General features: G+C 69.4%; 20 protein-coding genes. 10 read left to right on the forward strand and 10 right to left on the reverse strand.

Features of this window, described 5'->3' with window-relative positions; translation table 11 throughout:
- Nucleotides 1–72: 72 nt before the first annotated feature.
- On the forward strand, nucleotides 73–477 hold the full coding sequence (locus BDK89_RS06405; RefSeq protein WP_133868154.1) for an ATP-binding protein: 405 nt from the start codon (nucleotides 73–75) through the stop codon (nucleotides 475–477).
- A 6-nt stretch (nucleotides 478–483) separates the two neighbouring features.
- Here the strand turns inward: BDK89_RS06405 and BDK89_RS06410 are convergent, their stop codons facing one another.
- A complete protein-coding gene (locus BDK89_RS06410) occupies nucleotides 484–1,386 on the reverse strand; it encodes a TIGR03621 family F420-dependent LLM class oxidoreductase (protein ID WP_133868155.1) in 903 nt (300 codons plus the stop codon).
- Nucleotides 1,387–1,449: 63 nt separating this feature from the next.
- On the opposite strand from BDK89_RS06410, the gene BDK89_RS06415 reads away from it, so the two are divergent.
- Both BDK89_RS06415 and BDK89_RS06420 read left to right on the forward strand, forming a co-directional pair.
- Nucleotides 1,450–2,574 (forward strand): acyl-CoA dehydrogenase family protein, encoded by a 1,125-nt coding sequence (locus tag BDK89_RS06415; protein WP_279586813.1) that lies wholly within the window; start codon nucleotides 1,450–1,452, stop codon nucleotides 2,572–2,574.
- A gap of 41 nt (nucleotides 2,575–2,615) precedes the next feature.
- Nucleotides 2,616–2,795 (forward strand): hypothetical protein, encoded by a 180-nt coding sequence (locus tag BDK89_RS06420; protein WP_133868157.1) that lies wholly within the window; start codon nucleotides 2,616–2,618, stop codon nucleotides 2,793–2,795.
- On the opposite strand, the gene BDK89_RS06425 is transcribed toward BDK89_RS06420, so the two are convergent.
- The 4 genes from BDK89_RS06425 to BDK89_RS06445 all read right to left on the reverse strand — a co-directional run bounded on the left by BDK89_RS06425 (nucleotide 2,796) and on the right by BDK89_RS06445 (nucleotide 5,868).
- Nucleotides 2,796–3,446, reverse strand: coding sequence for an anti-sigma factor (locus tag BDK89_RS06425; protein ID WP_133868158.1), 651 nt, complete (start codon nucleotides 3,444–3,446; stop codon nucleotides 2,796–2,798).
- Nucleotides 3,439–3,990 (reverse strand): RNA polymerase sigma factor, encoded by a 552-nt coding sequence (locus tag BDK89_RS06430; protein ID WP_133868159.1) that lies wholly within the window; start codon nucleotides 3,988–3,990, stop codon nucleotides 3,439–3,441. The genes BDK89_RS06425 and BDK89_RS06430 overlap by 8 nt, the downstream gene beginning before the upstream one ends.
- 65 nt (nucleotides 3,991–4,055) lie before the next feature.
- On the reverse strand, nucleotides 4,056–4,928 hold the full coding sequence (locus BDK89_RS21670) for a class F sortase (protein ID WP_166657419.1): 873 nt from the start codon (nucleotides 4,926–4,928) through the stop codon (nucleotides 4,056–4,058).
- A gap of 25 nt (nucleotides 4,929–4,953) precedes the next feature.
- The gene (locus BDK89_RS06445; protein ID WP_133868162.1) at nucleotides 4,954–5,868 is read right to left on the reverse strand and encodes a DUF4397 domain-containing protein; all 915 of its coding nucleotides are present in this window, start codon (nucleotides 5,866–5,868) and stop codon (nucleotides 4,954–4,956) included.
- Between the two features lie 192 nt (nucleotides 5,869–6,060).
- Here BDK89_RS06445 and BDK89_RS06450 point away from each other — a divergent pair, with 192 nt between their 5' ends.
- Both BDK89_RS06450 and BDK89_RS06455 read left to right on the forward strand, forming a co-directional pair.
- Nucleotides 6,061–6,678 (forward strand): RNA polymerase sigma factor, encoded by a 618-nt coding sequence (locus tag BDK89_RS06450; protein WP_133868163.1) that lies wholly within the window; start codon nucleotides 6,061–6,063, stop codon nucleotides 6,676–6,678.
- A complete protein-coding gene (locus BDK89_RS06455; RefSeq protein WP_133868164.1) occupies nucleotides 6,675–7,130 on the forward strand; it encodes a hypothetical protein in 456 nt (151 codons plus the stop codon). Before BDK89_RS06450 ends, BDK89_RS06455 begins: the two co-directional genes overlap by 4 nt.
- 27 nt (nucleotides 7,131–7,157) lie before the next feature.
- Here the strand turns inward: BDK89_RS06455 and BDK89_RS22075 are convergent, their stop codons facing one another.
- Entirely contained in the window at nucleotides 7,158–8,681 is a 1,524-nt protein-coding gene (locus tag BDK89_RS22075) for a S8 family serine peptidase (RefSeq protein ID WP_208293986.1), read from the reverse strand.
- Between the two features lie 46 nt (nucleotides 8,682–8,727).
- Between BDK89_RS22075 and BDK89_RS06465 the strand changes: the two genes are divergently transcribed.
- Nucleotides 8,728–11,229, forward strand: a complete 2,502-nt coding sequence (locus tag BDK89_RS06465; RefSeq protein ID WP_133868166.1) for a CHAT domain-containing protein — start codon at nucleotides 8,728–8,730, stop codon at nucleotides 11,227–11,229.
- Between the two features lie 9 nt (nucleotides 11,230–11,238).
- On the opposite strand, the gene BDK89_RS06470 is transcribed toward BDK89_RS06465, so the two are convergent.
- The gene (locus BDK89_RS06470) at nucleotides 11,239–12,009 is read right to left on the reverse strand and encodes a crotonase/enoyl-CoA hydratase family protein (RefSeq protein ID WP_133868167.1); all 771 of its coding nucleotides are present in this window, start codon (nucleotides 12,007–12,009) and stop codon (nucleotides 11,239–11,241) included.
- 34 nt (nucleotides 12,010–12,043) lie between these two features.
- Between BDK89_RS06470 and BDK89_RS06475 the strand changes: the two genes are divergently transcribed.
- Nucleotides 12,044–12,910, forward strand: coding sequence for a DNA-formamidopyrimidine glycosylase family protein (locus tag BDK89_RS06475; RefSeq protein WP_166657422.1), 867 nt, complete (start codon nucleotides 12,044–12,046; stop codon nucleotides 12,908–12,910).
- A 49-nt stretch (nucleotides 12,911–12,959) separates the two neighbouring features.
- Here BDK89_RS06475 and BDK89_RS06480 read toward each other — a convergent pair whose 3' ends face one another.
- The 3 genes from BDK89_RS06480 to BDK89_RS06490 form a co-directional block, all read right to left on the reverse strand.
- The gene (locus BDK89_RS06480; protein WP_133868169.1) at nucleotides 12,960–14,828 is read right to left on the reverse strand and encodes an LPXTG cell wall anchor domain-containing protein; all 1,869 of its coding nucleotides are present in this window, start codon (nucleotides 14,826–14,828) and stop codon (nucleotides 12,960–12,962) included.
- A gap of 240 nt (nucleotides 14,829–15,068) precedes the next feature.
- Nucleotides 15,069–16,619, reverse strand: coding sequence for an AMP-binding protein (locus BDK89_RS06485; protein WP_133868170.1), 1,551 nt, complete (start codon nucleotides 16,617–16,619; stop codon nucleotides 15,069–15,071).
- A gap of 51 nt (nucleotides 16,620–16,670) precedes the next feature.
- Nucleotides 16,671–17,123: a winged helix-turn-helix transcriptional regulator gene (locus BDK89_RS06490; protein ID WP_133868171.1), complete on the reverse strand. Its 453-nt coding sequence runs from the start codon at nucleotides 17,121–17,123 to the stop codon at nucleotides 16,671–16,673.
- A gap of 55 nt (nucleotides 17,124–17,178) precedes the next feature.
- Here BDK89_RS06490 and BDK89_RS06495 point away from each other — a divergent pair, with 55 nt between their 5' ends.
- The 3 genes from BDK89_RS06495 to BDK89_RS06505 are packed head-to-tail and all read left to right on the forward strand — an operon-like array spanning nucleotide 17,179 to nucleotide 20,526.
- Nucleotides 17,179–17,988: a thioesterase family protein gene (locus BDK89_RS06495; protein WP_166657423.1), complete on the forward strand. Its 810-nt coding sequence runs from the start codon at nucleotides 17,179–17,181 to the stop codon at nucleotides 17,986–17,988.
- Nucleotides 17,981–19,393: a DHA2 family efflux MFS transporter permease subunit gene (locus BDK89_RS06500; RefSeq protein ID WP_133868173.1), complete on the forward strand. Its 1,413-nt coding sequence runs from the start codon at nucleotides 17,981–17,983 to the stop codon at nucleotides 19,391–19,393. The genes BDK89_RS06495 and BDK89_RS06500 overlap by 8 nt, the downstream gene beginning before the upstream one ends.
- Before the next feature lie 35 nt (nucleotides 19,394–19,428).
- Nucleotides 19,429–20,526 carry a pyridoxal-phosphate-dependent aminotransferase family protein gene (locus tag BDK89_RS06505; protein WP_133868174.1) on the forward strand — a complete coding sequence of 366 codons (1,098 nt, stop codon included), beginning with the start codon at nucleotides 19,429–19,431 and terminating at the stop codon, nucleotides 20,524–20,526.
- Nucleotides 20,527–20,722: the final 196 nt, after the last annotated feature.

The following is a 20,722-nucleotide window of genomic DNA, read 5'->3' on the forward strand; positions in this document are numbered from 1 at the left end:
TTTGGGGCAGAGCGGTGGTGGGCACCCCTCGGCCCGAGTGGCGCATGAACGTGACGAGACGAACGTGACGAGATGAACGACGACGACAGTGGGAACGGCGAACGATCCGACGAGCGTCGCCCGTATCGATTCCGGATCGACCTGACCGCCGAGGTGTCGTCGATCGGGACCGCCCGTCGGTTCGTTCGCGAGTCCCTCCGGCGACTCGGCACAGCCAGCGCCGACGCCGAGCTCGCCGTCAGTGAGATGTTCACCGCCGCACTGGCCGATGCAACGAGTGACGACCGGATCGAGGTCGAGGTTCGGCGCCGCGGGCCCGAGATCGACATCGATGTCAGCTCGCTGCACGGGCGGCACGATCTCGACCCGGTGCAGCGTGCGGTCATGAAGGCGGTCGGCGACTTCTACGCCCGGCGCGACATCGGCGACACCGAGGTCCAGTCGTACGGCTACGCCCTCCCCGCCGCCGGGACCTGAATGGGCTCAGCGACCGGACAGCGCCTCGACGATCGGGGCGAACGCCTCGGGCTCTCGGACCACGTAGTGGGAGATGCCCGTGCGGTCACGGAGACGTTGGAGCTTGTCGACGATCTGATCGACCGAGCCCGACAAGGCGAACGGTGTGTCGTTCACGGTCTGCTCGTCGAGTTCGAACCGCTCACCGAGCTCGGCAGCGCTCGGCGCGTCGTCGCCCACGAAGCACGCCTGCACGAGCGCCGAGCGCTCGATCCGGCGCCCGTCGGACGCTTCGGTGAGCCACTCGGCGCGCCGCTCGACCGCGGCGAGTGCGAAGCCGCCCGCGGTCGGCGACCCGTCGGACGCATGGACGAGTCCGGTGAACTGGAAGATGTCGGCGTACCGGCCGGCGACGGCGACGACTCGTCGTCCGAATCCGCCGATCAGGATCGGGACCGGGCGAGCCGGGCGGATACCGAGGTCGTCGAGCTCGACGTCGTGATGGGCGCCCGTCCGATGGCACGACCCGTCGGTGAGGAGATCGCGGAGGATCGCCGCGCACTCGTCGAATCGATCGACCCGTTCCTTGGGCGGGCGGAGCTCGAGGCCGATCGCCTCGTGCTCGCTCGCGGCATAACCGGTGCCGAGGCCGAGGATCATGCGACCGCCGCTCAGGACGTCGGCGGTGGCGACGGAGCGGGCGAGCAGCGCCGGGTGGTGGAACTCGTTGTTGAGGACCAGCGGTCCGAACGCGATCCGTTCGGTGGCCGCCGCGGCGTGCACGAGCGGCACGTACGGGTCGGCCCCACCGATGTGGTCGGAGGAGTAGAGCTCGTCGTAGCCGAGCGACTCGACGGTGCGGGCGAGGGCAACGGTGGCTGCCGGGTCGCGCCACGGCCCGCCCTGAACGGCGAAACGGAACGGATGCATCGCGCTGCACCGTAGCGTCGCTCCGACACCGGATCGGCCCGGGGCTCGCCCTACGGTCGTGCCATCGACACGAACCCCTCAGCGCCATCTCACGACGAGTTCCGAGCATCGGCAGCAGCGTTCATCGCCGCTGCCGTCGAGGCCGACGAGCACTGCCCCGGCTTCGGCGCGATCATGCCGCCGGCGCTCCACGATCGAGCGCGTGCCTGGCAGCGCCGTGTGCACGAGGCCGGCTTCGCGGGCATCCACTGGCCGGAGGAATACGGCGGGCGCGGACTCGACCGGAGCTACACGGCGATCTGGTCGGAGGAGTGTGCCAAGGCCCGCGTGCAGCCGTATCTGAACCTCCAGGGACTGATCCTCGCGGGGGAGGCGATCCTGCGGAGCGGGACCGACGAGCAGAAGCGGCGCTACCTGCCCTCGACGCTGTCGGGGGAGACGCTGTGGTGCCAGTTGTTCTCCGAGCCCGACGCGGGCTCCGACCTGGCCGGGCTGAAGGCGACGGCGGTACGCGACGGTGAGCACTACGTCCTGAACGGGCAGAAGGTGTGGTGCTCGAACGGGCAGTTCGCCGAGCAGGGCATCCTCCTCGCCCGCACCGATCCGACCGAACCCGGCCATCGGGGCATCTCGTTCTTCCTGCTCGACATGGCAACACCGGGCGTCGACGTGCGCCCGCTCACCCAGATGACCGGCGACCAGGAGTTCTGCGAGGTGTTCCTCGACGATGCCGAGACCCCGGTCGACACCCTGCTCGGTCCCGAGCACGGCGGCTGGCTCGTCGCGATGGAGGTGCTCCAGGACGAACGCGGGTCGAGCGGCGCGTCGGGGTTGATCAGCCTCGAGCGACGGCTCGCGTATCTCGCTTCGCTGAAGGGCGACGACCAGGTGCTCGGCGACGAGCTGATGAGGCTGCTCGTTCGGGGCCATGCACTGAAGGCGATGCTGATGCGCTCGGGCGCCGGCCCGGCCGCTGCGTCGGCGGCGAAGCTGCTGCGCACCGAACTCGAATTCGATGCCGAGCTGCTCGAGGCGACGCTTCGCGGCGCTGACGGGATGCTGGCCGGTGAGTCGACCGACCGGATGCTCTATGCGCCGGGCATGAAGATCGCAGGCGGGTCGAGCGAGATCCAACGCAACATCATCGGCGAACGCCTGCTCGGGCTCCCGAGAGAACCCCGACCCTGAGGGGGTTTGGCGGTTCGTGCCGCCGGGTACACCGGCGCACGATGCAGCGCTCGCTCGACTCCGATCCGACCGTGCCGCCGGTTCCGACGCCCGATCCCGACGTGCCGCCGCCCCACCGCCCGGCTCCGGCCGAGCCGCCGACGCCGATCATCCCCGATCCGCTCCCGCCGAAGCCGGAGCCGATGGTGCCCGAGCGTCCGCCGGAACTTCCCGGCGAATGATCAGACGAGGGCGCCGCGCAGGATCGACCGACCCGAATGGGTCTCGTCGCCGTCGTGCGGCTCGATGCTGATGTCGACCACCGTGAACACCGCGGGGTCGTAGCCCGCCGGCACGGCGAATGTTCGATCGCCGTCGGGGTCGATGTCGCCGAGCGAGACCAGATCGACGACGTTGCCGTCGGCGTCGGCCTCGATGAGCCACAGTTCGAGCGACGCGTCGCTTTCTGCGTCGAAGGGGAGTGCGTCGTCATCGATGCGGATGAACTCTGCGCCGTCGTCGTCGACGAGCACGGCGCTCGCCACGGCGTCTTCGCCGGCCGGGTCGAACCCGGGAGCGAAGGCGAGATCGGCGCTGGCGAGTTCGGTCGATGACGGGGAGTTCGTCACGGCGAACACACCGACCGCCACCACGAGGATGACGGCGGCTGCGGCAGAGAGGGGCAGCATCCACGAACGCCGGCGCCCGAACGGGGCAGCCACGACGGTGGCGCCACCGCCGACGGTCTGCGGTTCGTCGAGGGCGAGCTGTGCGGCAATGCCCTCCCAAACGGAATCAGGGGGAGTCTCGAGCTCCAGATCGGTGGGGTCGAGGTCGCGGAGCATCGTTTCGATGTCGGCGAACTCCGGTTCGAAGGTCGAGTCGTCAGGCATGGTTCACCTCCAGTTGCTGACGGAGTCGCTGGAGCCCACGACGGATGTCGCTCTTCACGGTGCCGAGCGGGAGCCCGGTTTGCTCTGCGATCTGTTGATGAGTGAGGTCGTCGACGTAGGCCATGTGGATCACGGTCCGGCTGCGGTCGGGGAGTTGCTCGAGCACGTTCGCCACGAGCATCTTGTCGGCAAGCCGGTCGACCGTAGGTTCGGAGTGAACGTCGGCTTGGATGTAGGTGTCTTCGTCGGCACGACGGTCGGCGTGTCGACGCTCCGAACGGAGATGATCGATGATTCGGCGTTTCGTGATACCGACGAGCCACTGCCCGAGGTTGCCCTTGGCCGGGTCGAACTGTTCGCGACCTTTCCAGGCGCTGACGAACACCTCTTGGGTGACATCGTTGGCGGTATCGGCGTCGAGCGCTCGACGGCACAGGTTGTACACGAGCTTGCCGTGGGCGTCGTACACCGCTCGCAGGTCGGCGTGACCGGCGGCGAACGCCGCGTCGAGCGACTCGCTCGTCGTTGTCGGATCGGCGGGCACGCTCCGATGGTATCCAGAGGCGGCACGGGCCCAACCTGTTCCGGCGGGGGTCGGCGCAGCCAGGCTCACGTCGCGCCCGCCTGGATCTCGTCGACCGGAACCGCGTAGACGACGATGTTCTCCCGGTATCTGCGGATGTCGGGGTTGTAGCTGCCACCGCACGTGATCAGCACCAGTGATTCGGGACCGGTGTTGCGCCAGATGCGGTTGCGGGGCAGGTCGTCCTTGCCGTAGATGGTGCGTTCGACGACCTCGTAGACGCGGGTCGTGCCGTCGTCGAGCACGACGTCGATCCGCTCGCCCGGCTCCATCTCGCCGAGTCGGTAGAAGGGGCCGAGATTCCGGTTCCACGTGACGTGCGCAGCGAGAACGGTGGCGCCGGGGGCGCCGGGCGTGGCGCCGTACTGGTACCACCCGATCTCGGTCTCGTCGGGCACCTCGAGCTCACCGTTGTCCTCGAGCCCGACCGCTCGCACCGGACGCAACACGTCGATCGTGGGGATGACGAGTGCGGTGGGGCGGGCGCGTGGCTCGATGACCGGGGGGATCGCCGATCCGGCCGGGCCGAGGAATTCGGCGAGCGGCGAGAGCGGCACGGTGGTGGTGGGTGCGGTGGACATCGCGGTGTCGGAGTCGGAGTTGTCGGTTTCGTCGTCGTCGGTGTCAGGGGTGCCGGAGTCGGCGGTATCGGGGTTGTCGTCGTTGCCGGTGTCGGTATCGGTGTTGTTCTCGACCGGTGCGGCGTTGCCTCGGGGGGCGATGGTGGACGGGGGAACGGTGGCGACGACGGTCTCGACCTCGAGGGTGACCTGGTCGGGATCGGGGGTGTCCCGGGCCTGCCAGGCAACCCATGCGGCGCCGAGGGCGCACAGCACGGCGAGACCGAGCAACGCCCGACCCACACCACGGGTGCGGGTGGGTCGGGCGTCGGTGCTCATCGTCGGATGGTGTTCGTCGGGTTGCTCAGCGCTCGTTGCGAACGTCGGCGGTGCGGTGACGCACCACGAACGAACCGGCGACGAAGACCATGGCGGCCGCGGCCAGCGCGTACGCCCACATCATGCCGGAGTCGGCGAGCGGCGAACCGGTGTTCACCGCAGTGGGGGCGGGCGTGCCGTCGCTGTCGTCGCTGCCTTCTGCAGCGGCGTCGTCGCCGTCACTGTCGTCGTCACCGTCCTCGGCTGCCGGGGCGTCGGTCGTGCCGCCGTCCTCGGCGGCCTCGGTGCCGACCTCGTACTCCTGCGTGTAGAAGGTGAACGTCTCGTCCTCGAGCGAGCCGACGGCGTACACGATCAGGTTGGTCCCGGCGGTCAGGTTGACGGTCGGCACGTCGACGATCGGGTCGCCGCCGGCCGGAGCCAACTGGGCGCCGGCGATCTCGCCGGCGGGGAGGTCGAGATCGGCGCTCGCACCGTTCTCGGCGCCCTCGATCGGGCGGGCGTCGCCGACGACGAGGTCGACGGCCGGAGCCGCAGCGGTGTGGCGGACGGTCAGGCGGCCTTCACCGTCGGCGGTCGGCGCGGCGTTGTTCTCGAACGGGCTCACCGTCGGGGCGCCATCGGCGTCGAGGTGGGCGACGACGGTCCAGCTGCCCGATGCGGGCACGGCGAACTCCTCGACGGGGCCGATCACGACGTCCTCGGTGCCGGCGGCGCGGACCTCGAGGTTGGCGAGGGTCTGGCCGGCGAACGCCGACAGATCTTGGGTGTCGCCCGGCTCGAAACCGGGGATCACGACTTCACCGTCGACGGCGACGTCGACCGTTGCGCCGGGGATACCGTGCAGCAAGGTGACGTCTGCCGCGTCCTGCGCGTTCGACACGGCTGCCGGGGCGGCCGCAGCGGCGAGGACGGCGAGTCCTGCGAGCAATCTCTTCATGGGTGTGCCTTTCGTCGTCGTTGGCGGTCGCCGAGGGTCGGCGATGTCGGGTCCTACGAATCGGGCGGCCGATGCGGATGCACCGACGGAGAATTTCTCCCGGGTCGCGTATCACGGCCCGTCGACGAGCATCTCTGGGGGCGTGTCCCGCAGTCTGCTTCCCAACGACGAGGACGTCGTAGAGTGCACCGCATGTCCCCCGACCAGCGGTTTTCTCCCGGCGACGATCTCGCCGAGCTGGTCGACGGCGCACTCGCAGGGACCCAGGCAGCGTGGGATGCGCTCGTGGTCCGTCTCGAACGGGTGGTGTGGAAGGCCGTCAACATGATGACCTACGACGCCGACATCCGCGACGACGCCTTCGCCGCCACGTGGCTGCGGTTGGCGGAACGTCTCGACACGATCCGGGAGCCCCAGAAGCTTCCGGGCTGGCTCGCCACGACCGCCACCAACGAGGTGCGTCAGCTGTTGCGCCAGCGGGGCCGGCTCCCGGTCGGGTTGCCCGACAGCGGCCCCGATCAGCAGGGCGGCGGCCTCGGGTCGCTCCTCGACACGTTGCCCGGTGACGACGGCGACCACGAGCGCGACATGATCGCCGCCGAGGACGCCCGACAGGTCAGAGCAGCCTTCCGTCGCCTCGACGACGGGTGTCGACAGGTGATCACCGTGCTCGTCCTCACCGACCCGCCGCTGGCCTACGACCAGGCGAGCGAGCTGCTCGGCCGGCCCATCGGGTCGCTCGGGCCGACGCGTAAGCGGTGTTTGGAGAAGATCCGGACGCTGCTCGAACTCGAAGGAGATGCCGAATGACGAACGAGCTGATCCCCGACGACGATCTGCTCCTGCGGATCTCCGACGCGTTCGACCGAGACCTCCCACCGGTCCCCGGTCGCTTGTCGTCGGTCGCCAGCGAGGCGTTCCAGTGGCGGCGCGCCGACGTGGCGCTGGCCGAGTTGTTGTTCGACTCGGCGCAGGAAGACCTGGTCGGCATCCGCGGTACCAGCACCGAGCGTCGCTCGTTCCGATATGCCGCCGGTGATGCCGTGGTGCGGGTGCACCTGACGGCCGCGACGATGATCGTGATGGTCGAACCACCGCTGTCGGTGACCTGTCGAGTGGAAAGCGGTGCCGGCGACGGCTCGACGAAGGAGCACCGCACCGACGAGCTCGGCGAACTCGCCGTCGATGCGCCGGCGTTTCCCCTCCGAGTCGAGTTCGACCTGCCGGGTGGCACGTACACCACCCCGTGGATCACCGGCTGACGGCTCCGGGCGCCGGTCGACCGGCCGTCAGGCGAAGTTGACGACGGTGCCGAGACCCGGGAAGCGGTAGTGACCGGGCCGGTCGAGCAGCCAGGAGGCAGCGTCGCCCGGACGTCCCTCGTTCCCTCGACACATCCACTCCCACGCGATCTGCGCCGCGACGATCGGGCCGGAGAACGAGGTGCCGCTCCACTTGGCCCAGCCGTCGAAGTGGTCGCCGTCGAGACGGGCCTCCGGACCGAGGTCGAAGAAGGTGCTGACGATGTCGACGCCGGGTGCGCACGCGTTCACCCACGGTCCGTAGTTCGTGAACCACGCCGGGCCGTCGGGCCCGAGCGCGCCGACCCCGATCACGTTCTCGAACGACGCCGGCCACGTGGGTCTGCACACACCGTCGTTCCCGGCCGACGCCACGAACACGACCCGTTGTTGGATGAGGTCGTCCGACCCCGGCTCGGGACGGGCGTAGCGAGCCTGGATCTTGGCGATTGCGTGGGCGATCGCCACGGGTGGGTCGTTCTCGTCGCAGAACCCGCCGAACGACATCGTCACGATGTCGTACGAGGGCTCCTCGGCGTCGAGATCGAACTTGTCGAGGAGGATGCGAGCGATGGTGGCGTCGTCGGTGTCGCCGTAGGAGCTGATCGCGCGTTCGCAGTCGACCTTGGCACCCGGAGCCAGGTTGGCGAAGATCCCGGCGATGAAGGTGCCGTGGCCGGCGGCAGGGTCGAGTACCCGGTTGTCGTCGCCGTCCCAGTCGTCCGGGTCGCTCGCCATCAGACACGTCGCCAGCAGATCCTTTGCAGCCTGCGCGGCCGGGTTGATCGATGCGCCGGCACAGACGATGTCGGGCCAGGCGCCGGTGTCGAGCACGAGCACCTTGCATGCCGTGCCCTTGATCGCTTTCCGATGCGACCGCTCGTCGTGCGAGAGCGCCACCGACGGCATCGCCGAGGTGAACCGGGGCCCCTCGACCTGACCGGTCCACCACCCGCACGGCGGTTGACAGCCGCACGACGAGTGACCGCCGGGGTAGGGGGTGCCGCCGGGGTAGGGGGTGCCGCCCGGGTACGGGGTGCCGCCCGGGTACGGCGTGCCGCCCGGGTACGGCGTGCCGCCCGGGTACGGCGTGCCGCCGGGGTACGGGGTGCCGCCCGGGTACGGCGTGCCGCCGGGGTACGGGGTGCCGCCGGGGTAGGGAGTGCCGCCCGGGTACGGGGTGCCGCCGGGGGATGGTGACGCGTGCGGGTGGACGAACAGGACGTGGTTCGGCTGCGCCTCGATGTCGTCCCGGCGGAGCTCGTCGACCACGGCAATCGGGTCGGGTACGCCACGCACGACCACCAGATCGTCGCCGGACGGTTCTTCGATGCCACCGAACACGTCGTCGACCACCAGGCCGTCCTTCGCGGTGAGCCCGAGGCGGCGAGCGATCAGGTCGACGGAGCTACGCCGGACGATCACCTGGTTCGGGCGATAGGCGAACGACTCGGCGTCGTTCGAGCGGAACTGAACCCGGTCGTCCCACGGTGTCACGGGCATGTCGGCCATCTCGGAACCTTTCGACGGTGAAGCACTGATCGTGCGATCATGTCACGTGCCCACCTCCGTCCCGGACGAATTCCGTAGTGTCGCCGACTGGGACCGCATGATCCAGGCCGATCCGTTAGGCACGATCGCCGCGGCGTCACGGCTCGCCGAACGGTCGGACGACCCCCAGGCGCTGGTCCTCGCCCTCTGGGCGAGGAGTCGGGCTCAGCTCGATCTGGGCCGGGTGGCGGAGGCGACGGCCTCGGCCCGTGCGGCGCTCGCCGGGCTCGACGAGTCGGTCGGCCCGCATGTTCGCGATGCGGTCGTGCTCAGCTCGGCCGCGCTCCTCACGGAGTCGGGTGACGTCGACGGAGGCCTCGAGGTGCTCGACTCGCTGTGGGACCAGGTCGACGACGACATCGGTCGGGCCAGGATCGAACTGCAACGGGCCTACATCCTGCATCACGCCGGCCGACTGGTCGATGCCCTCGCCCATCTCGATCGCGGCGAGTCGCTGTTCGGCGGCGAGGCGGAGGCCCGCGACCGGAATCGGCTGCACGGGCATCGCGGCCTCGTCCTGCTCCAGCAGGGGAGGTTCGAGGAAGCCGAGACCGACCTCGTCGTGGCGCAGCGATACGCCGACGAGAGCGGGATGTCCGCTGCGGCAGCGCTCGGCGTGGGCAACCGCGCCGTTCTCTACGGTCGGTCGCGTCGGCTCGCCGACGCGGTTCGCGCGTTCGACGAGGCGATCGAGCGGTATGCCGCGATCGGCAGCCCGGCACGTCACGTCGCACTCATCGAGATCGACCGCGCCGAGGTGCTGATGCACAGCGGGATGGTGCTCGACGCCGTCTCGGCAGCGAGACGTGCCGTCGAACTGGTCGAGCCGACGGGCAACCGGGTGATGCTCGGCGACGCGCAGCTGCTCGCCGCACGCGCCGAGCTGGCCGCCGGGCTGTCGTCGGCCGAGATCTCGGCCGAGCGTGCCGCTGCGGTGTTCGAGTCCAGTCGGCGACCCGACATGGTGCTCCACGCTGCGTCCGTCGCCGTGCACGCACGGCTGCGGTCGGCGGACGCCATCGGCGCCGACGACGCACTCATCGAGGCCGCTCCGTTCGTCGAGCGGTTCCGGTCACTCGGGTGGGACCGCCAGGCCGACGATCTCGTGCTCGAGCGCATCAGACTGGCGGCGAGAACCGATCGCGTCGAGCTCGTGCGGGACGACATCGAGACCGTGCGGAGCGGTGCGACGAGTTCGCAGCGCGACGTTGCCCTGTCGGGGCTGCTGGCCGAGGCGATCGCCCGTCGGGCCGACGGACGACCGTCGGCTGCGATGGAGGCGGCGAAGCGCGGACTCGGCCACCTCGACAGCATCGTCGCCGAGACGACCACGCTCGAGGAGCGATCGGCGATGATGCGTGTCGGCGCCGACCTCAGCAACCTGATCATCGACGTGGCCGTCGAGCTGGGTGACGCCGACACCGTGCTCGCCGCCGCCGAGGGGACCCGGGCGCGAGCGCTCCACGACGAGTTGAGCGAGCGCGAACGGCATCGGCCGCTCACCGAGGACGGCGCCGTCCGCCTCCGGCGAGAACTGATGTCCCGTCTCGATCGACGCACGCTGATCGAGTGGGTCGTGGCCAACGGTCGGGTGCACGCCGTCGTCGTCGACGCCAGCGGCCTCCGGCTCGTCGACGTCGCTTCGGTGGGCGACGTCGTCCGAGCGCGCGATCGCGTGTTGGTCCAGCTCGACGTCGCCGCCACCGACCCCGACGGTTCGAGCGTTCGGGCCGAGCGGGCGATCGGGTTGCTCGACGCGTTGCTGCTCGAACCGCTGAAGCTGCCCCACGAAGGCGGCATCGTCGTCGTGCCCGTCGACCTGCTGCACGGCGTCCCATGGTCGGGGATGACCACCTTGTCGCGGCGACCGTTCGCGCTCGCACCGAACGCCCAGCTCTGGCTCGAAGCCGATCGCCGCGCAGGGACGCCGGCCCGTTCGGCGGCGCTCGTGGTCGGCCCCGACGTCGCCGGTGCCGACACCGAGCGTGCCGCCGTCGAGCGGAGCCACCCGTCGGCTGCGATTGCATCCGGGGCGGGCGCCACTGCGGCCGCACTCGCGTCGATGCTGACGGGCGACGGGCTGGTACACGTCGCCGCCCATGGGCGCTTCCGGTCCGATCGACCGCTCCTGTCGACGTTGTTGCTCGATGGGGGAGAGGTCACGCTGCACGACGCCGTGCCGGCTCGGGTCGCCAGCCGACTTGTCGTCTTGTCGAGTTGCGAGGGCGGGGCACAGGGCACGTCCGACGGTGCCGAGGTGCTCGGGCTCGGTGCCGTGCTGCTCGCCCGTGGCGCGGCGTCGGTGATCGCCCCGCTGACCGCCGTGCGCGACCTCGAGTGCGGCGAGTTCGTCGCCGAGGTGCACGACGAACTCGCTCGCGGCGAATCGGCGGCGGTTGCCCTCGCGAACGTGCGGACGCGCTGGTTGGACGACGACGATCTGAGTCGCTGGGCGGTCGCATCGTCGTTCTCGTGCTTCGGTTCGGGCGCCTCGACGGTCGGCGCGTGACGCCGACCGTCAGAACTGTCCGTGGCGGCCCTCGCCCCCGGCGAAGCGGGTCGCCCCCTCGAGCGTTTCGCCCGACGCGATGACCTGCAGACCCAGCACCGTCTCGTTGGCCATGGCCTCGTCGATCGACATGCCCCACTGCTCGTAGCTCGATCGACGGTCGGAACGCATGCACCCCTGCGGGAATCCGGCGATCTGCTTGGCCAGCACGATCGCCTCCGTGAGGGCGCCGCCGGGTTCGGCCAGCCGATTGGCCAGGCCCATCGAGCGAGCCTCGTCGCCGCTGACGCCGCGTCCGGTCAGGATCAGGTCGAGCGCGTGGCTGTGGCCGATGAGGCGCGGCAGCCGCACGGTGCCTCCGTCGATGAGCGGCACGCCCCAACGTCGGCAGTAGACACCGAACACCGCGTCGGTCGCGGCGACCCGGAGATCGCACAGGAGTGCCAACTCGAGGCCGCCTGCGACGGCGAAACCCTCGACGGCGGCGATGACCGGCTTCGTGAACGACATCCGACTCGGTCCCATCGGACCGTCGACGCGCATGTCGTCGACGACCCGATTCCCTCGACCGTCGGACACGCCCTTGAGGTCGGCGCCTGCGCAGAACGTGCCGCCGGCACCGGTGAGCACGGCGACGAGCGCGTCGTCATCGGTCTCGAAGGAGCGGAACGCCTCGGCGAGCGCGTCGGCGGTGGGCCGGTCGACGGCGTTGCGGACCTCGGGGCGATCGATCGTGATGATGCGAACGGGGCCGTCGGTGTCGGTGCGCACGGTGCTCATGGACGGACGGTACCGAACCCGTACGATCACCTCCGTGCCCGAAGGTGACACCCTGCGGATCCTGGCGACCAAGATCGACGACCGACTGTCGGGCCGTCGGGTCGAACGATCGATCATGCGCGATCCACGGCTCGCCGGACGCGAGCTGGCAGGCACGACGCTGGTCGACGCCGACGCCTACGGCAAACACCTCTTCGTCCGCTTCGACGACGGTCGCAGCCTCCACGCGCATCTGAACATGGACGGCAAGTTCAAGGTGTCACGGCGGTCGACGGCCCCCGAGTGGAAGCGGCGGGTCGAGTTGCACCTCGCCGACGGTGGATCGCTCGTCGGTGAGGCGGTGCCGATCCTCGAGCTGATCGACACCGGTGCCGAGCACGAGATCACCGACCGGCTCGGCCCCGATCTCTGCGCCACCGCCGGCCCGCCGGATCCAGCGCTGTCGGCCGAGCGGCTCCGCACCGGGGTGGCGACCCCGCTGTCCGGGGCGATGCTCGACCAGCGTCTGGTCGCCGGGTGGGGCAATGTCTACGCCAACGACGTCCCGTTCATCTGTGGCGTGTCGCCGCACCAGCCCGTCGACTCGATCGACGGGCTCGAACAGCTCGCGGGGGTGGGGACGGCCTTGATCCGCACGAACGCCCGACTCGGCTTCCAGAACACCGTCGGGAAGCGACTCCGGACCGATGCGACGTGGATGCACGGACGGGGACGACGTCCGTGTCCGATGTGCGGCGAGCGGTTGCGCTACCTGCCCGAGCGTGAGACCGCCTGGGGGCGGTCGATCACCTGGTGCGAGCACTGTCAACCGTCGGGAGACACCGGCAGCGTCGACATGCGGCGGGTGAAGCGCTTGATCGGTCTGCATCCGGCCGTGCGCGAGGCGGTCTTTCCGCGCTGAAGGGGGCCGTGCCGGCGGCACGACCCCCTCCAACTGGCGGTGTGTTCGATCAGATGTTCTGCGGGCGGCGGCTGCCGAGCAGCAGGGTCAGGCCGAACATCATCAGGCCCATGCCGAGCAGGACCATCGTCCGGGTCGAGTCGGAACCCGTCTTGGGCAGCTCGGGCACCAGGGTCGTCGTGGCGCTGTTGGAGGCGACGACGGTCGTCGTGGTCGTCGGCCCGCCCGAGTCGACCTCGTCGACGGTCGTGCCGATCTTGGCCGACAGGTCGCACACCTCGCCGGGAGCGGGGTCGCAGCTCAGGTCGGTCGAGGCGGCTTCGAGGAAGAAGCGGCCTTCACCGAACACACCGGCGATGTCGGCCTGGCTCTCGGCGGCGAGTGCGCCGTCGTAGTTGCCGATCGCCATGGCCTGGTTGACGATCGTGTCATCGGGCGTGACGTCGCTGTCGACCTGCACCAGCAGGGTGATCTCGGGCGTGAACTCGCCGGTGGCGATGCTGCCGTCGAGGTCGCACTTGACGAGCTGTGGCTTGGTCTGCTCGGTGACTGCGCAGGTGCCGGCGTCGCCGACGATGCTGTAGTCGACGTAGGTGACGTCGGCCGGCAGGCGGTCGTAGATCGTGACCGGGTCGAGTGTCAGGGCGCCGGTGTTCTCGGCGATCAGGCCGTAGTTGAGCTCGCCGCCGGGCAGCACCGACGTGGCCGACACCGTCTTTTCGAGCGAGATGGCGGCGAAGGTGTTCTCGATCGTGACGCTGATCGTCTCGTTCTTGTGACCGTTCAGGACGAACGAGTCGGGCGTGACCGAGTTGGCGTGGGCGTCGCCGGGGTCGACCTCTTCGATCTTGTAGTTGACGCCTTCGGGGTTGAAGGTGGACGGCAGCGGCACCGAGATCGTCTGGCCGCCCGTGAGCTGGTAGGTGTCGCCTTCCTGGACGTAGCTGTCACCGACCAGTCGGGAGATCTGGATCGTGTAGGTGGCCGGGCCGGTCTCGGGGCCGTCGATCACCTTGGTGACCTCGACGGTGTTCTGACAGAACTCGTCGCTCGCCGACGGTGTGGTGGCGGCGGTCTTGCCGTCGAAGGTGATCGTCACCGTGGCGGCGTCGGTCGAGAACACCAGGCTCTCACCGGCTGCCAAGGTCGCCTCGCCGCCCGTCCACTGCACGGTCACGGTCTCGGACTCGTTGTTGGTGACCCGGTGCCAGTAGCGCTCGATCTCACCCTCGACCGACAGGTCGAAGCAGATCGCCTCGACCGACACGTCGGGCACGCAGTCCGGGCTGCCCGGGGGCAGCTGCGGGTTCCACTCGCACGGCAGCGTCGTCGTGGTGGTCGGCGGCAACGTGGTGGTGGTCGTGGTGGTGGTCGGCGGCAGCGTCGTGGTCGTCGTCGTCGTCGTGGTGGTGGTCGGCGGCAGCGTCGTGGTGGTCGTGGTGGTGGTCGGCGGCAGCGTCGTGGTGGTCGTGGTGGTCGGCGGCAGCGTGGTGGTGGTCGTGGTTGTGGTCGTCGTGGTGGTGGTCGTGCCGCTGCCGTCACAGAGGTGCGAGAGGACGAACTTCACGTCGCCGGTCGCGGGCGTGATCTCGGCCGACGATCCGGCTTGCTCGATGTCGTCGAGGTCGTAGCCGCCCGGGACTGCGACGAAGACGTTGTCGAGCTGGGAGCCGTTGGGGATGATCTGGGCGCCCGAGAAGGTGAACGAGTCGCCGCTGAGCGACAGGGTGATCGAGACGAACTCGAACGAGTCGTTGTTCGGAGCGGTCACGAAGTGCCAGTAGTCGTTGATGCCATCAGGGCAGTCGGACCCACCGTTGGCGCCCTGGTTGTTGAGGGGCACCGTCTGGGTCGGGGGCGTGTCGACGGCCGAGACGTGGGTCGCCCCGACCGTGGTGGTGAGGGCACCGACGATCATGGCGACGAGGCCGATGATCGCGCGTGTACGCCGAGAATTGGATGAACCACGCTGTGGTGTCGCCTGCTGCATTGTGTGACCTCTCCCTGGTGTCTGTGACGCACAGTAGCGAACAGGTGCGGGGAACGTACATCGATTTTGCGGTTCCTTGAACCAACGTGAACGGCAGGCCGGGACGCGAAACACCGCGTGGTCGTTCGACCACGCGGTGTGTCTGAATCGTCGAGTGGATGAGCGTCGTCAGCCGTCGCGGAGCATCCGTCGAAGGATCTTGCCGCTCGCCGACTTGGGGATCTCGTCGATGAACTCGACGAGGCGGACCTGCTTGTAGCTGGCGACGTGCTCGGCCACGTACGCCTGCAGCTCGTCGATCGAGAGGTCGCCGGCGCCGGGCTGGCGGACGATGAACGCCTTCGGGATCTCGCCCGCTTCCTCGTCGGGGATCCCGATGACGGCCACGTCGGCCACCTTCGGGTGGGCGACCAGGAGCGCCTCGAGTTCGGCCGGCGGCACCTGGAAGCCCTTGTACTTGATGAGTTCCTTCACCCGGTCGACGATCGACACGTGGTGGTGTTCGTCGACCACGGCGACGTCGCCGGTGTGCAGCCACCCGTCGTCGTCGATCGTGTTCCGGGTGGCGCTCTCGTTGTTGAGATACCCCTTCATGACCTGAGGACCGCGAACCCACAGTTCGCCTTCGCCGCCGACGTCTTGATCCTCGCCCGTCTCCGGGTCGACGATGCGGGTTTCGGTGTTCGGGACGGTGATGCCCGACGTGCCCGGACGGAAGTCGCCCTCGAACGTGCAGTGACTGACCGGGCTGAGTTCGGTCATGCCGTAGCCCTGGACGACCTCGCATTCGATGCGCTTGGCCGCCTCGGCGGCGAGTTCGGCGCCGAGCGGGGCGGCACCGGAGAACACCTGCACGAGCGACGACAGGTCGTACTCGTCGACGAGCGGGTGCTTGGCGAGCGCCAGGATCACCGGCGGCACCGCATAGATGCGGGTGATCTTCTCGTTCTGCGTGAGTTCGAGCGCCTGCTGCAGATCGAATCGGGGCAGGGTGATGACGGTGGCGCCGATCGACAGCTGCAGGTTCATCAACACCTGCATGCCGTAGATGTGGAAGAACGGCAGAAACGCGAGCGACACCTCGTGCTCGCGCAGATTGACCGACGGTTCGGTCTGTACACAGTTCGCGACGAGGTTGTGGTGGGTGAGCATGACGCCCTTGGGCAGGCCGGTCGTACCCGACGAGTAGGGGAGCACCACGACCTGGTCGTGGAGGTCGACCGGTACCTGCTCGACCGGATCGGCGGCCAGCAGTTCGAGTGCGTTGGCGGTGCCCTCCGCTCCGTCGAGGGTCATCACCTCGTCGATCGAGGTGCCCTCGATCGCTTCCTTGGCGGTCTCGGCGAACATGCCGATCGTGACGAGCAGTGTTGCGCCGGCGTCGTTGAGCTGGAAGCGGACCTCTTCGGCCCCGTACGTCGGGTTGATCGTCGTGACGGTGCCCCCGGCGACGGCCGTGCCGTGGAACGCGATCGCGTACTCCGGGATGTTCGGCGCCATCAGGCCGAGCACGTCGCCCTTGCCGAACCCGCGTGCCTGGAGGCCGCCGGCGAATCGGTGGATCATCTCGCGCAGCTGGGCGTAGGTGTACGACCGGCCCGACGGGCCGTCCATCAGCGCGACGCGGTCGGGAAGCTCGTCGGCGCGGCGAAGGATGTGTTCGGTGATCGTCGTCTCGGGGATCTCGACGTCGGGCACCGGGCTGCGATGGATGATCATGCCCCGGACACTAGTGACCGTTCGGCCGGCCGGAGAAGGGCCGCCAGGCGTTCAGTCGGCGCCGGGGCCCTCGATTGCGCGGACGTCTCGGCCGTGCAGCGTCTCGCCGCAGCAGTCGCACACGAGGCGGGTGTGGGTGACGTTGCCGCACGTGCGGTGTTCGAGCAGGATCGGCTCGTTTCCCTCGCCGGTGATCCACTCGTCGCCCCACTCCCGCAACGTCGTGATGACGGGCCACAGGGCCTTGCCTTTGGGGGTGAGCACGTAGTCGTAGCGCAGCCGCCCCTCGTCGTACGTCCGTCGCTCGAGCACGTCCGCGGCGACGAGCTTGTCGAGTCGGTCGGTCAGCACATTGCGGGAGATGCCGAGCCGTTCGACGAAGTCGTCGAAGCGCCGGACGCCGAGGAAGCAGTCGCGGAGGATGAGCAACGTCCACCATTCACCGACGATCTCGAGCGCTTGGGCGATCGAGCAGTTCATGTCGGCGAAGGAGACCTTGCGCATGTCCTCGATCATACGAGGGTTGCGTCATGCAACTCAACATGTCATGCTGAGTTGTATGACGCAACCCACCCTCCCCGAGTTCGCCGGAACCGTGCTGCAGCCCGACGGCCGCGACGGTTTCGAGGTCGACCTGCCCGACCGCTGGGCATCGCTCGTCGGTGTCCACGGCGGCTACATGGTCGGCTTGGCCGTGCGAGCCGCGGAGCAGGTGGTGCCCGACCGTTCCGTCCGTACCGTCTCGACGAGCTTCCGGTCGAGCGTGGCGCTCGGATCGGCGACCCTGCACGCGACCGAGGTGCGACGGGGGAGGAGTGCGTCGAACGTCGACGTCGTGCTCCGCCAGGACGGTCGCGACGCGATGGTCGTCCACGTGACGATGCTCGCCGCCCTCGACGGTGGTCGGAGCGTCGAGTGGGAGCGGCGGACGCCGCTGCCGATCCCGCCGGTCGACGAGTGCGTCGACATCGTCCCCCCGACTCCGGTGCCGCACTTCCTGCGCGCCGACGGACGACTCGATCCGTCGAGCCTCCCGTTCAGCGACGGCCCCGACACGTCGGTGCGCGGCTACGTGCGCCCCCTCGCGGGTGAGCGCGTCGACGCTGCCTGGCTCGCGATGATCTGCGACTGGTTCCCGCCGCCGGCGTTCGTGAACGTGATGCCGCCCGCCGGTGGCATCAGCGTCGACATGCTGACCCACATCCACCGGCCCACCCCGCCGACCGGCGACGACGGGTGGCTCGGCGGGTGGTTCGAGATCGAGACCAGCCACGACGGACTCGCGACCGAACGGGGCCGCATCGTGACACCCGACGGCCTGGCCGTCGCCGACTCCATCCAGACCCGATGGACGGCCGCCCGTGGCTGAGGTCGTCGACGAGGCGCGACGGCGACGCACCCTCACCATCGCCTCGCTGGCAACGCTCGCGACCTTCCTCGACACGACGATCCTGTTCGTCGCGTTCCCCGAGATCGGCGCCACCTTCTCCGACACGAGCCCGGCGACGCTGTCGTGGGTCCTGAACGCCTACACCATCGTCTTCGCAGCGTTCCTGATCCCGGCGGGCAAGATCGCCGACCGGGTGGGGCACCGTCGATCGTTCCTCGCCGGGTCGGCCCTGTTCACGGTCGCCTCCATGGTGTGTGGGCTGGCGCCGACCGCCGAACTCCTCATCGCCGGACGCATCGTGCAAGCCGTGGGCGGAGCGATCCTGATCCCGGCATCACTCGCCCTCGTGATGCGCGCCTACCCGCGCCATGAACTCCCGCGCGCCGTTGCGATCTGGGGAGCCGCGGGAGCCGTCGCCGGCGCACTCGGACCGACGCTCGGCGCTGCCGTGGTCGAGGGGCTCGGATGGCGTTGGGCGTTCTTCATCAACCTTCCTGTCGGTGCGTACACGATCATCGCCGGGCGACGCACGCTCCAGGAGTCGAGCGACCCGGACACGGCGATCCCGAACACCGTCGGGGTCGTGCTCGTCGCTGCCGCGGCGGGAGCGATCTCCTACGCAGTGGTCGAGACCGAGACGAACGGCTGGTGGAGCAGCGCCACCATCGGCTGGTTCGTGCTCGGTGCCGTGCTGGTCGCCGTGTTCGTCGCCCACCAGCGGCGCACCGCGGCGCCGGTGCTCGATCTCGATCTGTTCCGCATCCGCAACGTCGCCTGGTCGGATCTCGCCGGACTCGTGTTCGGCGTCGCCTTCTCGGCGATGTTCCTGGCGTCGATCCTGTTCCTCACCTCGGTGTGGGGATGGACGGTGCTCGAGGCGGGCTTCGGGGTGGCACCCGGCCCGGCGCTCGTCGCCATCTTGGCGCCGCGCCTCGGCTCGCTCGCCGGCCGGATCGGGCAACGACCGATCCTCGTCGCCGGCGCGCTCGCCTACGCCGCCGGCGGGCTCTGGCGCGTCGTCGCGCTCGGACCCGACGTCGACTACCTCGTCGACTACTTCCCGTCGATGCTGCTCACCGGTTTCGGTGTCGCCTGTATCTGGCCGCAGCTGTCGAGCGCAGTGGCGCAGGCGCTGCCGCCCAACCGGGCCGGCATCGGTGGGGCATCGCTGCAGGCCGCGCGCCAGTTCGGCGGCACCTTCGGTGTCGCGATCGCGGTGGCGCTCGTGGCCGGAGCCGACTCGCTCGAGGCATCGCTCGACGCATTCGAGCAGGTGTGGTGGGTCATCGTGATCGGCGGTGTCGGTACCGCGCTGCTCGTGTTGCCGATGCGAACAGCGGCATCGGCACCGGTCGCTCCGGTCTCGGCGGCCGCCGAGGCCTGAACCCGGGCGGTCGCCGCCCACTACGGTGACGCGCCATGACGCATCGCGATCCCGTGCTGATGGGCCCCGGCCCGTGCAACCCGTACCCCGAGGTGATGGAGGCCTACGCCCGACCGGTACTCGGCCACCTCGACCCCGACTTCATCGCCTTGATGGACGAGGTCGGCGACCGGTTGCGTCAGGTCTTCCAGACGACCAACCAGCTCACGTTCGCCGTGTCGGGCACCGGCTCGGCGGGCATGGAGGCCGCGTTCGTGAACTTCGTCGGACCCGGTGACACCGTCGTGGTGGGTGTCAACGGTGTGTTCGGCGGGCGCATGTGCGACGTCGCCGCCCGGTGCGGCGCCGAGGTCGTCCGGGTCGACGCTCCATGGGGCGCGCCGATCGACCCGAACGACCTGATCGACGCACACCCGAGCCCGAAGATGATCGCGGTCGTGCACGCCGAGACGTCGACCGGCGTCCGGAACGACCTCGCCACGCTCGGGGCGAAGAAGGGCGACGCGCTCCTCCTCGCCGACTGTGTGACGTCGCTCGGCGGGATCGACCTCCGGATCGACGAGTGGGGCGTCGACATCGCCTACTCCGGCACCCAGAAGTGCCTCGGCGTGCCGCCCGGTCTCGCGCCGCTCACCGTCTCCGATCGTGCTCTCACCCACCTCCGCGAGACGCCGCAGTCGTGGTACCTCGATCTGAACATGATCGCCAAGTACGTCACCGGTGGCGACGGGGCCCGTGCCTATCACCACACCGCTCCGATCTCGAGCCTGTACGGGATCCACGCCGGGCTCGGTGCACTGCTCGACGAGGGGCTCGAGGCGTCGTTCGCCCGTCATCAGGCCGTCGGCGACGCACTCCAGGCCGGTCTGGTGGATCGTGGCTTCGAACTGTTCGCCGCCGAGGGCAATCGGCTGCCGCAACTGACCTCGGTCTGGGTGCCCGAAGACCGTCTGCCCGACGGTGCGACCGAGGCCGACGTGCGCCGGTCGCTGCTTCTCGACTACGGCGTCGAGATCGGTGGCGGACTCGGCGATCTGGCCGGCAAGGGCTGGCGGATCGGCCTGATGGGCCACACCGCCCGCATGCGCAACGTGCAGTTGCTGCTGGCGAGCCTCGACGACATCCTCGTGTGAGGTGGGCCCGGGCCCGAACGCGACAGATCCACGAGGTGTGATCCGTTCAACTCGGAATCGGTTTCGGGACCAGGAGCCACGCTGTGCGACCGAGTGATCGCTTCGTGGGTCTGTGTCCCCGATGGGCACCTCGTGGATCTGACTTGTGCTGACAGCATCGCGCCGGTGGACCGATCGGGCAAGGGGAAAAGGTCCC

The organism is Ilumatobacter fluminis, assembly GCF_004364865.1.
GTDB classification, from domain to species: domain Bacteria; phylum Actinomycetota; class Acidimicrobiia; order Acidimicrobiales; family Ilumatobacteraceae; genus Ilumatobacter; species Ilumatobacter fluminis.